Source organism: Psychroflexus tropicus DSM 15496, assembly GCF_000378765.1.
Taxonomy (GTDB): Bacteria; Bacteroidota; Bacteroidia; order Flavobacteriales; family Flavobacteriaceae; genus Psychroflexus; species Psychroflexus tropicus.
Genome location: NZ_KB905342.1, coordinates 264811 through 279676, shown reverse-complemented (window position 1 = coordinate 279676; position 14866 = coordinate 264811). Strand labels below are relative to the sequence as shown.

Below are 14866 nucleotides of genomic sequence, written 5' to 3'. Positions count from 1 at the left end.
ATTTATACAGCACCCTGAGCAATCATAGCATCTGCTACTTTTACAAATCCTGCGATATTAGCACCTTTAACGTAATCGACATAGCCTGTTTCATCTTTACCATAGGTAACGCAGGCTTCATGAATATCGGTCATGATTTGTTTAAGTTTATTGTCAACTTCTTCTGCAGTCCAGCTGTATCTCAATGAGTTTTGAGACATTTCTAATCCAGAAGTCGCAACACCACCAGCATTAGATGCTTTTCCAGGTGAAAACAATATTTTGTTGTTATGGAATACTTCGATGGCTTCTGGAGAACATGGCATATTAGCTCCTTCACCTACCAAAATACAGCCATTGTCCACTAGTTTTTTAGCATCATCTTCCAGCAATTCGTTTTGAGTAGCACAAGGCATAGCAATATGTCCTTTTTCACTCCATGGTGTTTTACCATCTACATATTTTGCGTCCGGGTATTGGTCCAGATATTCTTTTATTCTCCCTCTTTTCTCATTCTTCAACTCCATGATAAAGCTTAACTTATCGCTATCAATTCCGTCTTCATCGTAAATATACCCACTAGAATCTGACATAGTTAAAATTTTAGCCCCTAATTCAATAGCTTTTTCTGCAGCATACTGAGCGACATTCCCCGAGCCAGATATCAATATAGTTTTACCTTCTAAGCTTTCGCCTTGAGTTTCCAGCATGCTTTTGGTAAAGTATACATTTCCATATCCCGTTGCTTCTGGTCTTATAAGAGAGCCTCCGTAAGATTGTCCTTTACCAGTTAAAATACCGGTAAATTCATTTTGAATACGTTTATACTGTCCAAACATATATCCTACTTCTCTACCACCTACACCTATATCCCCAGCAGGAACATCAGTGTCATTTCCAATATGTCTGTAAAGCTCTGTCATAAAACTCTGGCAAAAGCGCATGACCTCATTATCTGATTTACCTTTAGGATCGAAATCAGACCCTCCTTTGCCACCACCCATTGGAAGTGTTGTTAGGCTGTTTTTGAAAACCTGCTCAAAGGCTAAAAATTTCAGGATACTTAAGTTTACTGAAGGATGAAATCTAAGCCCACCTTTATATGGCCCAATAGCAGAGTTCATTTGTACTCTATACCCTCGATTAACTTGGATCTCTCCATTGTCATCTAGCCAGGTAACTCTGAACATGACAACTCGCTCTGGCTCAACCATGCGCTCTAATAACTTGTAGTTTTTATATTTAGAATTTTCCTCCATAAATGGAATGATAGCTTCTGCTACTTCCTCCACAGCTTGTAAAAATTCTGGTTGATTTGGGTTTCTATCTGAAACGTAATCTAAAAATTCTTTTACCTCTTTATTCATTTGGTTATTCTTATTTATTAGACGTTTTTTTAAAACTTTCGCAAAGATATAATTTCAATTTTACAGATAACTTAAAAATTGATTAATATTTGTTTGAGTGCTAATCCCTTAGAAATCAAATTTTATTTTTTATAGTCGATTTATTTTTTTGTTTTTCTATATTTGTTCTGTTAACTTCTGTTTATGAAATTCAAGCACCTTCCTATTATAGCAACTTTGTTGTTTTCTTTAGGATTTCAAACTAGCGTCTCTGCTCAGATTTACCATGAGGTCAGTGTAATGGGTGGTTATATTTCATTTAGAGGTGACTATGGCCTTAGAGGCGACAGTGAAACTATAAGAAACAATTCAGGTATTGGTTTTGGGGTTAATCATTACCTTAACTTTGCTTATACTGATTTCATCTCTCGATATACAAGTCAACATTTCAAAGTCCGTTCAAGTTTAGTATATCATTCTACTGAACTTGGTCACTTCGGGGCTTTAGCTGATAAAGATAATCAAGCTGGATTACAACTTAGGTCCATGACCGGAGAAGCAAATGTTTTAGAGATTGGTTCGGGTATAGAATATTACTTGATGCGTATTAGAGATTACGAGAGGAATCCTGGCAGTTTTACGCCTTACGCAGGACTAGGACTTAACTTTGTATATTATTCTCCAGTTGCTCAAACGTCATTAGAAGGTGGACTAGGTTTACCTGAAACTACCTTTCCTACTTTTTTAGCTGACCCTGGAGAAGAACCAGCGTTTACTAATGAATCAAATATCACTCTATCAGCAAATTTTCAAGGAGGACTGAAGTATAAAATATCTCGAAAAACAGATGTCTTTGCTGAGATCCGCTGGCATTACTACCTTTCCGATTTTGTAGATGGGCTAGAACCTATCGGACCTCAAAATAAAAATAATGATTGGATGTTTTGGCTGGCCTTCGGATTTAATTATATCATAGATTAGGACTTTCAATTCCATCCCTTTATTTCCTGAAAGCGTTCTGTAAATCCTCGATTAAATCTTCAATATCTTCAATACCAACACTCAATCTTATTAGCGAATCTACTACCCCAGATTTTTCTCTTTCCTCTTTAGGAATACTACCATGAGTCATGCTTGCAGGATGACCTGCCAAGGACTCAACTCCTCCTAGTGATTCAGCAAGTGTAAATATGCATAATTTTTTTAGAAAGCTCATGGCTTCCTCGTATGAGTTTCCTTTCATAGAAAACGACACCATACCTCCAAAACCCTTCATCTGTTTTTTAGCGATCTCATGGTTTGGATGATCTTCAAAACCAGGCCAGTACACCTGTTGAACTTTTGGGTGCTTTCTTAAATATTGAGCTATAGCTTTGCCATTCTCACAATGGCGCTGCATCCTGAGGTGAAGTGTTTTAATTCCCCTTGAAACCAAAAAACAGTCCATTGGGCCAGGTACTGCACCACACGCCTTTTGTATAAAATACAATCGTTCAGCTAAAGAGTCGTCATTCACAACTACAGAACCCATAATCACATCACTATGCCCTCCTAAGTATTTTGTTGCGCTGTGCATGACAAGGTCTGCACCTAGTTCTAATGGTTGCTGCAAATAGGGAGTTGCAAATGTATTATCTACAGCCAGCAATATTTTGTGTTGTTTTGAAAGCATACTAATACTTTCAATATCGATAATACTCATCATTGGATTGGTTGGCGTTTCGACCCAGATCAATTTGGTTTTATCATTGATATACTTTTCAATAGACTTAGTAGTTTGCATATTAACAAAATGAAATCGTATTCCCATATCTTTAAAAACTCCATCGAAAAGCCTAAAGCTTCCTCCGTAAAGATCGCTTGTGGATATAACTTCATCTCCTGGTTTGAGCAATCTAAATATGGCATCTATTGCTGCCAAACCAGATCCAAAAGCTAACCCATATTTACCATTTTCTAAGGAGGCAATCGATTTTTCTAATGCTGTTCTTGTCGGATTTCCACTTCTGGCATAAGCATATCCTTTGTCTTTTCCCGGGCTAATCTGTTTAAAGGTCGAGGATTGATAGATTGGAGGCATTACAGCGCCATAAGCTGGATCTATATCCTCTTGTCCTCCGTGTATGGTTTTTGTATCAAATTTCATCTATTTATTTTTTAAACGAATTTATATCAAGATAGGCTTATGCTATCATCAGTCTTTTCAGTTTATCCTATTCTTAACAGGGATAAACTTTTTGGATTTCAAAAAGCTTTATTTTTGTATCTAAATAATTCACAATGAAAGATAAGTTTTATAACTATATCCAAAAACTTCAAGATCAGATTACTTCTAAATTAGAGTCTATTGATGGTTCGGCATCATTTTCTGAAGATATCTGGGAAAGAAAAGAGGGTGGTGGTGGAAGAACACGAGTCATAGAAAACGGGAATGTTTTTGAAAAAGGGGGAGTTAATATTTCAGCAGTTCATGGAGACCTGCCCGAGGCCATGCAAAATTACTTTAATGTACAAGACTGCGATTTCTTTGCTTGTGGTATCAGCTTAGTCCTTCATCCAAGCAATCCAATGGTGCCTACTGTGCATGCTAATTTCAGGTATTTTGAAATGTATAACAGACAAGGAAAAATTATAGACCAATGGTTTGGTGGAGGTCAAGACCTAACTCCTTATTACTTATTTGAGGAGGACGTTACTCATTTTCACCAGGTATCGAAAGAGGCATGCGATCCTTTTGGAGAGCAGTTGTACAATGATTATAAAGCCAACTGCGACCGTTACTTTTGGAATTCACATAGAGATGAAGCCAGAGGGGTAGGTGGATTGTTTTTTGATTACTTGAAACCAACTTCAGAAAGAAATCTAGAGGACATTTACAATTTTGTGACTCATGTTGGGGATAGTTTTCTAAAGGCTTATGTACCTATTGTTGAAAAACGAAAATCTATGGATTACACTTCAAAACATAGAGATTGGCAGGAAATAAGGAGGGGAAGGTATGTAGAATTTAACCTCGTTCATGACAAAGGAACTTTATTTGGTTTAAAAACAAACGGTAGGATTGAAAGTATATTGATGAGTCTACCGCCACATGTACAGTGGCAATACAATTATCATCCCAAAGACGGGTCTCAAGAGGAAAAGCTTATAAATGCTTTGAAAAGTCCTAAAGAGTGGGTATAAACAAAAATGGCTGCTTTAAGGCAGCCATTTTTGTTTTATAAAAAAGCATTTGTTTTAATCTTCGTCTTCTTCATCAATGATATCTTCTAATACAAAATCCTCCATGAACTTTGTAGTGTAATTTCCTTCCATATAATCTGGATGCTCCATGAGTTGCGCATGGAAAGGAATAGTAGTTTTGATGCCTTCAATCACAAATTCACTTAAAGCTCTCCTCATTTTATTGATAGCTTCTTCTCTCGTTTGAGCAGTAGCGATTAATTTAGCAATCATAGAATCATAATTAGGAGGAATGATATATCCACTATAGACATGGGTGTCTACGCGAATACCATGCCCGCCCGGTAAGTGTAAGGTTTCAATTCTGCCAGGTGAAGGCCTGAAATTATTAAAAGGATCTTCCGCATTGATTCTACACTCAATAGAATGTAATTTTGGATAGTAGTTCTTTCCGGAAATAGGGACACCTGCGGCTACTAAAATCTGTTCTCTAATCAAGTCATGATCTACCACTTCATCTGTAATAGGGTGCTCGACCTGAATTCGAGTATTCATTTCCATAAAATAGAAGTTTCTGTGCTTATCGACTAAGAATTCAATAGTACCAGCACCTTCATATTTGATATATTCAGCTGCTTTTACTGCGGCATTACCCATCTTTTCACGAAGCTCATCTGTCATAAACGGAGAAGGAACCTCCTCGGTAAGTTTCTGATGTCTTCTCTGGATTGAGCAGTCTCTTTCAGAAAGGTGACATGCTTTTCCAGTTTGGTCACCAACGATTTGTATCTCAATATGGCGGGGCTCTTCTATGAGCTTTTCCATGTACATGTCGTCATTTCCAAACCCTGCTTTTGCTTCTTGCCTGGCAGACTCCCAAGCGCCTTCCAGCTTGTCTTCACTATTTACAGCACGCATACCTTTACCGCCTCCACCAGCTGTAGCTTTAAGCATGACCGGATATCCGATTTTTTTGGCTGTCTTTTTGCATTCTTCAAAATCCTTCAAAATACCTTCAGATCCTGGAACACAAGGAACTCCAGCTGCTTTCATAGTAGCTTTAGCACTTGCCTTATCTCCCATTCTGTCGATCATTTCTGGCCTGGCTCCAATAAATTTAATGTCATGCTCTTCGCAAATTTTAGAAAAGGCAGCATTTTCAGAGAGGAATCCATATCCTGGATGGATAGCGTCTGCATTTGTTATTTCTGCTGCAGAAATTATGTTCGGAATTTTAAGATAGGATTCGCTACTCTGTGCGGGACCAATACAAACAGCTTCATCTGCAAATCTTACATGAAGGCTTTCCTTATCTGCCGTAGAATAAACCGCAACAGTTTTTATTCCCATTTCTTTACATGTACGAATAATTCGTAATGCAATTTCTCCGCGGTTGGCGATTAGAATTTTTTTAAACATGGTTGTTTATTTAAGTTAAAGAAACATCTAAAGTAAATAGATGTTTAAGAAGGATCCACTAAGAAAAGAGGCTGGTCGAACTCCACTGGTGAGGAGTCATCTACCAATACTTTTACAATTTTCCCAGAGACTTCACTCTCTATTTCATTGAATAGTTTCATTGCTTCAATCGTACATAGAACATCACCTTCTTTCACCTCACTACCAACTTCCACAAAAGCTTTTTTGTCTGGGGAAGGTTTTCTATAAAAGGTTCCAATAATAGGTGACTTGATGGTCACATATTTGCTATCCTCATTAGTTTTTGGAGCAGAATTTTCTTCTTGTGTAGCAGGCTGTTGAGCGGGCTGGCTTTGAACTGGAGCTTGCTGCATTTGTTGTTGAGGCATGTTCATAGGTACTTGTTGAACATAAGTTTTTCCATCATCTTCACTACCGGTTTTGATGGTGATTTTGACATCGTCCATTTCAAGTTTTACTTCACTTGCCCCAGATTTAGCAACAAACTTAATTAAGTTTTGAATTTCCTTTAAATCCATAATGTTTTGTTTTTAAGGAGGTTAAGAATTATAAGCCCATTTCAGATAAATAGATCCCCAAGAGAATCCACCACCAAAAGCAGCAAAAATAAGATTATCTCCTTTTTTTAGTTGTTTTTCGTAATCGCTTAATAATAAAGGTAATGTTGCGGAAGTGGTATTTCCGTAACGGTGAATATTCATCAGTACTTTTTCTGAATCCAAATTCATACGCTTATAGGTCGCATCGATAATTCGCTTGTTAGCCTGATGCGCTACAAGCCAATCAACATCTTTTCCTGTAAGATTATTCTTTTGCATTATTTCTTCACTTACTCCTGCCATATTGGATACTGCAAACTTAAACACAGTCTTACCATCTTGAAACACAAAATGTTGTTTATTTTTTACAGTTTCTTCAGATGCTGGTAATTGAGAACCTCCTGCATCAATTTTTAGAAATTGTCTACCAGTTCCATCAGTTTTTAAAATTTCATCCTGCAAACCGAGTCCTTCTTGATTTGGTGAAAATAAAACAGCACCGCCTCCATCACCAAAAATAATACAGGTACTTCGGTCTGTATAATCTATAATAGAAGACATTTTGTCTGCACCAACCAATAAAACATTTTCGTACTTACCAGATTCTATATAAGAAGAAGCCATTGACATCCCGTAGAGGAAACTTGAACAGGCCGATTGTAGATCAAATGAAAAAGCATTTACTGCTCCAATCTCAGTAGCAAGATAGGCCGCAGATGAGGCTACGGGCATATCTGGGGTTGCAGTTGCAAAAACCACTAAGTCTATTTGTTCTGGTTTTACTGATGTTTTATTGAATAAATCTTCGCAGGCTTTAATACCTAAATAAGAAGATCCAAGGCCTGGTTCTTTCAAAAGACGTCTCTCTTTGATTCCTGTCCTGGCTGTGATCCACTCATCATTGGTGTCTACCATAGTTTCAAGAACTTGATTGCTTAAAACATAGTCAGGCACATAACCGCCAACTGCAGTAATCGCCGCCTTTATATCACTCATATAATCGATATTATAGTCCTATTTTGAAAGTTTGACTTTCAAAATAGGTGTACATATAATTGCAAATTAAGTTGTTTTTTTGATGCTACCAAAAGCCAAACAAGTTTTAAAACACAAAATTCTTCCTTTACAAACAATGTATAGAGTTTTGTTTAAGCCTTATGGTTTTAGTATTAAACAAACTCACAAAAGGTAGTTAGGCTCCTCTTGTGAGTTTGCTTGTGGACTTTATAAATCGAATTTTATACCCTGAGCTAAAGGAAGGTCTTTGGTATAATTGATTGTATTTGTTTGTCTTCTCATATACACTTTCCAGGCATCTGAACCAGATTCTCTTCCTCCTCCTGTTTCTTTTTCACCTCCAAAGGCTCCTCCAATTTCTGCACCGGATGTACCAATATTAACATTGGCAATTCCACAGTCTGAACCCTCAGCAGAGAGGAATCGTTCTGCCTCTCTTAAATTATTGGTCATAATCGCGGAAGACAGTCCCTGTACCACACCGTTTTGAAGTTCTAAGGCGTTATCTACTTCCCCAGAATATTTCATGATGTAAAGAACTGGCGCAAAGGTTTCATGCTGGACGATATCAAAATGGTTTTCTGCTTCTGCAATAGCAGGTTTTACATAGCATCCGCTTTCATAGCCTTCACCTTCCAAAACACCACCTTCTACCAAAATTGTTCCGCCTTCTTTCTTCACTTCTTCTAAGGCATGTAAATAATTCTTTACTGCATCCTGGTCGATGAGTGGCCCTACGTGATTATTTTCATCCAAAGGATTTCCAATACGAATTTGCTGGTAAGCATCTACAATGGCATCTTTTACTTTATCATATATAGACTCGTGTATGATTATTCTACGAGTAGAGGTGCAGCGTTGTCCGCATGTTCCCACAGCTCCAAACACAGCTCCGATGACCGTGTTTTTGATATCAGCATCTGGTGTCACAATTATCGCATTATTTCCCCCTAATTCTAGCAAAGATTTACCGAGTCTTTTGGCGACTTCTTGCGCAACAATTTTACCCATTCTAATGGATCCAGTGGCAGAGATTAACGGAACACGTTTGTCTTGTGTCATGTATTCACCAACTTTGTAGTCTCCTGTAATCAACGACGAAATTCCTTCTGGTACTTTATTTTCAGCAAAAACTCTGGCAGCTATTTTTTGACAAGCCACAGAAGTAAGTGGAGTTTTTTCTGATCCTTTCCAGATACAGGCATCTCCACAGACCCAAGCTAATGCTGTATTCCAGGACCACACGGCTACAGGGAAATTAAAGGCAGAGATAATACCAACAACTCCAAGGGGATGCCACTGCTCATACATGCGATGTCCGGGACGTTCAGAATGCATAGTTAAACCGTGAAGTTGTCTAGATAAACCAACCGCAAAATCACATATGTCTATCATTTCTTGGACCTCACCTAGACCTTCCTGATAGGATTTTCCCATCTCATAAGAAACAAGTTTACCAAGCGGAGCTTTAAGTCTTCTCAATTCATCATTGAACTGTCGTACCACTTCGCCTCTAGCTGGTGCTGGCCATGTACGCCATTCTTTAAACCCCTCGTGAGCAGTACTGGCTACTTTATCATAATTTTTTTGAGTTGTCGCTTTTACTTTTCCAATTAAAGCCCCATCTACAGGAGAATAAGATTCAATCCAATCCCCGTCTGCAAAAAAATGTTCACCAACAGAAGTACCTTTGTTTTCAAATTCAATGTCTAGCTCTTTTAAAGCTTTATCTATTCCGAATTCTTTAGAAATATCACTCATAAATTTTATTTTTCTTGATTTTGAACGAATTTAGTAAAATTAAGTCAGTCCAATAATTAAGCTGTGAAACGTTCATCAACAGGCATAATTTCACCACAGTTTTTGCAAGTTCTCAGTTCTTTGCTGTTGTAAAAAGTTTTAAAATGCTTTAAAAAATCTTTTTCTATATCGTTTAGTGGAAAGTAGACTTCATGTAATTTATGATTACAGTGATCACAATACCATAATAAGCCATCTTTTCCTTCTAAGTTCTGCCGTTTCCTTTCAACAACAAGACCTATAGATCCATTTTTCCTAACTGGAGAGTGTGGAACTTTTGCAGGGTGTAAATACATATCACCTGGACCTAGAGCCATTGTTTTTTTCTCGCCCTCTTCTTGAATGTGAACTTCAATTTCTCCTTCCAGTTGAAAGAACAACTCTTCAGTCTCATTATAATGATAGTCTTTTCGTGCGTTGGGACCTCCAACAATCATCACTATATAATCTCCAGAATGCTTATATAAATTCTTGTTGCCCACAGGAGGTTTTAATAAGTCCCTGTTTTGTTCTATCCATTGGTTAAGGTTAAACGGTTTTGAAATGCTCATATAAATGTTTTGATCTAAAGTTAATACATAGAAAAGTAACGGCTATATCCTTAAGTTTAGATTAGCATTTTACTTCCATGTAGCTTTACCACCTTTAGCAGAATCTACTTCAATTTTATAATTTCTTCCACCAGATACAATCCATCTTACCTTAACTGTTTCCATTCCAGGAATATTAGACACACGAAGAGTTTCTGGGTTTTCCACCTGCTCATTAACCTTATTGAAATCTTCGTCCTCAACAACCATTCCTGCTACAACATTGGCGTTTGAAATACTGATTAAGTCGGGTCTTTCAATGTTGAATTTAAGATCCTGACTACTATGAGTAGGCATCAGGCGCTCGTTATAAATGGTAGCTGTAATTTCCTTAAGACCATTCCCTAAGCTTTTTTCTGACACATCTAGGATATTCAATTTTGGAGTCTGATACGCGTGATAAATAGTAAAAGCCATATTTCTATGAGCATCCTGTTCCAGTAAAAACCCGGGATGTGCACGGCTGAAGTTTTTCTTAAATCCTCCAATTTCAATTTTTCCATACTGAGGATGATCATATTCTTTCCAATCCACAAAAGCATCTCCAAAAGTGAGGTATTTATCTACTTTTAATTCTTCTTCTTGGTTTGCTCTGCCTTCATTTTTATGAAAATACAAATAAGACACCATCAACTCATTGGTGTAAGTGTAAATCCCTCTACCCCCATAAAACCAATCTAATTCACCTCCAAAAACAGAATATAAATCTTTGTAGACCGTGAGATATCTATAGCCAGGTATCATTTCTTCTCCTTTCTTTGCAATAGCATCATAAATGCGAACATCTTCCCTGTTGTAGGTGTCTTTATCTTCTTCTGCTCCTGGCCCCCTTAAAATCATACCTCCATAATTATGATAGCTTTGAGCTCCTGCAATATTTGGGTGCTTCAATACGAAATCTGCTACAGCCCTGGTTTCTGGTAAGCTGAAAGGATACTTATAAGCTCCTCTTTGGACGTAATCTGGTTGCCACTTCCAGCCCCAATCTCGATTGGGGTCATAATAACCTATACCGTCTTCGTTTACATTTCCGTCTCCATCTCTATCTATCCCCTCAAAACCCAGCATTTCATATTCGCCTTGTTCTTCTTCAGCTACTTGTATAAGTCTTCTATTATCTTGAGGGTCTTTTATGTATTGACCCGTTGGAGATTTTCTTATCATATAAGTGATATGATTATCCTCATTGAGATCATCATACCCGTCTTCTCCTGCTTTTCCGTCTCCATCGTTATCTAAGACCAGCATTCCAGATCTAGGAGAATGAGGGGTGTTGGGCTCTTTCATGTAATTGTCTCTAGCATCCGGATTGATTGTTGGAACGATATAGAACGTTTTATCCTTTAGCAGCTGATTGATAAAATCTAGCTCATTAAACATCTCTGTGAGGTACCAGGCCGTGTATAGAGAAAACTCAGCGCCTTGTATTTCGTTGGAATGAATATTCCCGTCGATGTACATCGCTGGTTTTTCATCTGGGTTTCCTGTATTAAAATCTGAAACGGTCAACATATAAATGTCACGATTTTCTACAGATTTCCCTATACTCTCCAGACGGGTTAACTTAGGATAAGCATCTGCAATTTGTTGCATTAGGTCTACGATACCATCATAAGTGTTATATCGATTCCAGCTAGCTTCAACTTTAGGCTGATGAGGCGTTCCAATAGCTCTGAAGAATTTTTCCTGTGCCTGAGTTACACTACTTAGAAGTAATAGAACAGCTGCACAAATAAAGGAGGTATATCTAAAATGTTTCATGACTTATAAGTTTATAATTATTTCTGCAAAACCCGAATGAGGAGCTCCAGCTTTCAAGGTGAGTTTACCATTTTCTTTAACTATCCAGGAAAACGATTTCGTTTCATAGGCATCCATTTTAGAAACCAGCTCGATTTTGTTGCCGGCTAAAATATTTTCCTTCGAAGTATTCAACTCTATTCTGATTTTCTGTAGCCAGCGTGATCGTTCTCCAAGCTGAGAGTGAGTAGGTAGGTTGGCGTTATTCAGCAGATCAACCGTAACTCTCTTTAAATTACCTTTCAGTTGTTCAACTTTAAGGTTATGGAATTCAAGTTTGGGTTGATTCTTAGCCAATTTCAAAATGAAATCAGTGTGCTCAATGGCGATACTATCCACTTTAGAAAATGGTGGATTTTCCATTACAAATGGTTTAACTCCACCTACTTCTACTGTTTTATTTTCAAAGTCTGGATGATTCACTTGCTGCCATTCTAAAAATACATCGTTTAAATTTTCTTGTTTCGCCCATTTTAAGAAATTTGATGCTTTGGTCTCCTCTAATGGAGATGTTGAGGTAGAATCTTTTTTAGCCTCTGGCACCCACCATCCAGGCGTACTAAAGCTTAATCTGCCAAAATGAAAATAAGCCCATTGAAAGAAGTCTCCGTCGCTACCTTGATTATCCTGCATAAAAGCCTTCTGTGAAATGCTTTCATTATAAAGGTCTGAAACCATTTTATTGATAGCAACATCTTGTTCTAGCGGGGATGCTACAATTCTTTTTTTAGCTTGTTGTGCATTGTATTTAAGTGGAGAAGATAAATTATTGGCAGGTCCAAAGCTAACAAATGCATAAATATTCCATTGCTGAAATAAATAATCTAATAAAGCTCTGCTTTCCTTTTGAGAAACTGCATAATCTCCAGCCAGAGGTTCAAACGCTGGAAATTGGTAGGTGAGACTTTTATTAAAAGCAACTCCTTCCAATAAGTCTTCGTTATACTTCCCATCCTTATCGTTATCTATACCTTCTGAATAGAGCATATACCGCTTTGCATTGGCCGAGGAAGTATCAGCTTCTATCATAAGCCTAGCATCGTCTGGATGAGCCATGTATGTTCCCAAAGGACTTTCGATACGGATTTGAGTGATAAACCCGTCTTTGTTTAAATCCTCATAAGGATCTTCATTAAGTTTTCCATCACGATCATGATCAATATCAGCAGAGTTTCCTCTTCGATTATACTTCAGCTTACTGTGGTATTGAACATAGGCGTCTGGAGCCATATTTGGAAACACGTAGAAGGTGGTCGTTTCCAGAATTTCAGAATGATTTTTTATTATCCGCTCAGAGATCTGTAAAGCGAGTTCTACGCCAAGGACATGATAACCTTCAACGCCCCCTACTATGGCTATGGCAGGTTTTTGGTCAAGGTCTCCAGTTCCCAGTTTTAAAGCATAAACCTCTTCACCACCTACAGTGGTGGTAAGAGTGGTTAAGCTAGCTTTTGAGTCTTTGTCTAATGCCTGTAGACGCTTTGATATTTCATTCAATTTTGGATAGTCTGCTTGAGCTAAAGCTGTGTATTGAGCCAAAATCAACAGCAAAAAAGGTATAAGTTGCTTCATTTTTAAAAAATTTTCATAAAAATAACTTTATTTATCTCTTAAAAAAATGAAAATTTGAATTGTTATTTATCTCAGTGTAACAGAAAGCAGAAAAACTTGACTAATCCATAAACCTCCTTATTATGACAACATCTCAGTTTTTGAGTTTAGAGTGGAAGCAATTCCGCAGGTCTTCTTTTTTTGAAAAAGGTCTGGCTATCAAAATATTGATGATTCTGGCAGCCTTATATTTCGCAGCTATAGCTATTTTCGCTGGAATTGGAGTGTTTTTCATTTTCAAAAAAGCACTTCCAGATCAAGATCCTTTCTCGATGATCAATAATTACATGATTTACTGGGTGCTTGGTGATTTGGGCCTTCGGTATTTTATGCAACAGTTGCCGGTCATGAATATAAAACCTATGCTTTTGCTACCGGTTCGCAGAAAATCTGTGATCCAATTTTTGCTATTAAAAACCTCCTTTTCTTTTTTTAACATACTTCCACTTTTATTTTTCATACCGCTTTCTATTGTATTGATAGTTCAAGGTTACAATCCTGTCATGATTGTAGGGTGGTTTGTAGGTGTACTTTCCATAAGTTTCTCAATTAATTTTTTAAACTTTATTTTAAATAAAAACAGTAAAGCCTTTTATGTTGTTATATCCATATTAGCTTTGTCTGTTGGACTACAATACTATGGCATCTTTGACATTACACCTTTTACAGGAGTGTTTTTCAATTCGCTTTATGAGCTTGGTTACACTATACTCATACCTCTATTTACGGTTGTTTTTTTATTTAAAATGAACTATAGATTACTAAGAAATAATTTTTACATCGATGGGGCTGTTAAGGCGAAAAAGGAAAAATTCAGAAACTATAATTTGGAGTTCTTAAATCGTTTTGGAACTCTGGCTACCTTTTTAAAAAATGATGTTAAAATGATTACTCGGAATGCAAGGCCAAAACAAGTATTGATGATGTCCTTTTTGTTTTTATTTTACGGATTGATTTTTTACACCCAAGATACTTATAAGAATATGCCTGTGTTTTTAGCCTTTGCGTCAATTTTTGTCACAGGTGGATTTCTTATCACATTTGGTCAATTGGTACCATCTTGGGATAGTGAGTATTACAAGCTCATGATGAGTCAAAACGTATCTTATAAAAAATATCTGGAATCCAAATGGTTGTTGATGGCACTGGCTTGCGTGGTTTCATTTATATTGAGTACTCCTTACATCTATTTTGGTTGGGATATCTATGCGATGATAGCTGCTGGAGCTTCATTTAATATTGGGTTAAATTCTTTCATCACTTTGTACGGTGGTGCTCTTAATCGCGTTCCGGTAGAATTAAATCAAAAAGCTAAAGCGTTTAGTAACACACAGGGTTTTAACCCTACCCAACTGCTTATAAGTTTACCCAAGATTTTAGGTCCAATGCTTATTTTCTATGTGCCCTACAAGTTAATTAGCTTCAATGCCGGGATCATCGCCTTGACTTTAAGCGGAATATTAGGTCTGACCTTTAAGTCGTATTTTTTAAGTTTTATAGAAAAAACCTACCAAAAAACAAAGTATAAAACAATCGCTGCTTTTTCAGAAAAAAAATAATC

At 37.2% G+C, this 14866-nt stretch carries 12 protein-coding genes; 3 read left to right on the top strand and 9 right to left on the bottom strand.

Annotated features, from left to right (window positions below; genetic code table 11):
• Positions 1 to 2: 2 nt before the first annotated feature.
• Positions 3 to 1346, bottom strand: coding sequence for an NADP-specific glutamate dehydrogenase (gene gdhA, locus F598_RS0101145; RefSeq protein ID WP_019037173.1), 1344 nt, complete (start codon positions 1344 to 1346; stop codon positions 3 to 5).
• Between the two features lie 183 nt (positions 1347 to 1529).
• On the opposite strand from gdhA, the gene F598_RS0101140 reads away from it, so the two are divergent.
• A complete protein-coding gene (locus tag F598_RS0101140; RefSeq protein ID WP_019037172.1) occupies positions 1530 to 2306 on the top strand; it encodes a THC0290_0291 family protein in 777 nt (258 codons plus the stop codon).
• A gap of 19 nt (positions 2307 to 2325) precedes the next feature.
• Here the strand turns inward: F598_RS0101140 and F598_RS0101135 are convergent, their stop codons facing one another.
• Positions 2326 to 3471, bottom strand: coding sequence for a cystathionine gamma-synthase (locus F598_RS0101135; RefSeq protein ID WP_019037171.1), 1146 nt, complete (start codon positions 3469 to 3471; stop codon positions 2326 to 2328).
• 134 nt (positions 3472 to 3605) lie between these two features.
• Here F598_RS0101135 and hemF point away from each other — a divergent pair, with 134 nt between their 5' ends.
• A complete protein-coding gene (gene hemF, locus F598_RS0101130) occupies positions 3606 to 4508 on the top strand; it encodes an oxygen-dependent coproporphyrinogen oxidase (RefSeq protein WP_019037170.1) in 903 nt (300 codons plus the stop codon).
• Positions 4509 to 4562: 54 nt separating this feature from the next.
• Here the strand turns inward: hemF and accC are convergent, their stop codons facing one another.
• From accC to F598_RS0101095, 7 genes are all read right to left on the bottom strand, one after another.
• Positions 4563 to 5927, bottom strand: a complete 1365-nt coding sequence (gene accC, locus F598_RS0101125) for an acetyl-CoA carboxylase biotin carboxylase subunit (protein WP_019037169.1) — start codon at positions 5925 to 5927, stop codon at positions 4563 to 4565.
• A 44-nt stretch (positions 5928 to 5971) separates the two neighbouring features.
• Positions 5972 to 6466 carry an acetyl-CoA carboxylase biotin carboxyl carrier protein gene (accB, locus tag F598_RS0101120; protein ID WP_019037168.1) on the bottom strand — a complete coding sequence of 165 codons (495 nt, stop codon included), beginning with the start codon at positions 6464 to 6466 and terminating at the stop codon, positions 5972 to 5974.
• 21 nt (positions 6467 to 6487) lie between these two features.
• Positions 6488 to 7483 carry a beta-ketoacyl-ACP synthase III gene (locus F598_RS0101115; protein ID WP_019037167.1) on the bottom strand — a complete coding sequence of 332 codons (996 nt, stop codon included), beginning with the start codon at positions 7481 to 7483 and terminating at the stop codon, positions 6488 to 6490.
• A 228-nt stretch (positions 7484 to 7711) separates the two neighbouring features.
• Positions 7712 to 9265 carry an L-piperidine-6-carboxylate dehydrogenase gene (gene amaB / locus F598_RS0101110; protein ID WP_019037166.1) on the bottom strand — a complete coding sequence of 518 codons (1554 nt, stop codon included), beginning with the start codon at positions 9263 to 9265 and terminating at the stop codon, positions 7712 to 7714.
• A 56-nt stretch (positions 9266 to 9321) separates the two neighbouring features.
• Positions 9322 to 9855: a 3-hydroxyanthranilate 3,4-dioxygenase gene (locus F598_RS0101105; RefSeq protein WP_019037165.1), complete on the bottom strand. Its 534-nt coding sequence runs from the start codon at positions 9853 to 9855 to the stop codon at positions 9322 to 9324.
• Positions 9856 to 9924: 69 nt separating this feature from the next.
• Positions 9925 to 11655 carry a M14 family metallopeptidase gene (locus F598_RS0101100; RefSeq protein WP_019037164.1) on the bottom strand — a complete coding sequence of 577 codons (1731 nt, stop codon included), beginning with the start codon at positions 11653 to 11655 and terminating at the stop codon, positions 9925 to 9927.
• Positions 11656 to 11658: 3 nt separating this feature from the next.
• Positions 11659 to 13266 (bottom strand): M14 family metallopeptidase, encoded by a 1608-nt coding sequence (locus tag F598_RS0101095; protein ID WP_019037163.1) that lies wholly within the window; start codon positions 13264 to 13266, stop codon positions 11659 to 11661.
• 122 nt (positions 13267 to 13388) lie between these two features.
• On the opposite strand from F598_RS0101095, the gene F598_RS0101090 reads away from it, so the two are divergent.
• Positions 13389 to 14864 (top strand): DUF5687 family protein, encoded by a 1476-nt coding sequence (locus tag F598_RS0101090; protein ID WP_019037162.1) that lies wholly within the window; start codon positions 13389 to 13391, stop codon positions 14862 to 14864.
• The last annotated feature ends 2 nt before the right edge of the window (positions 14865 to 14866 follow it).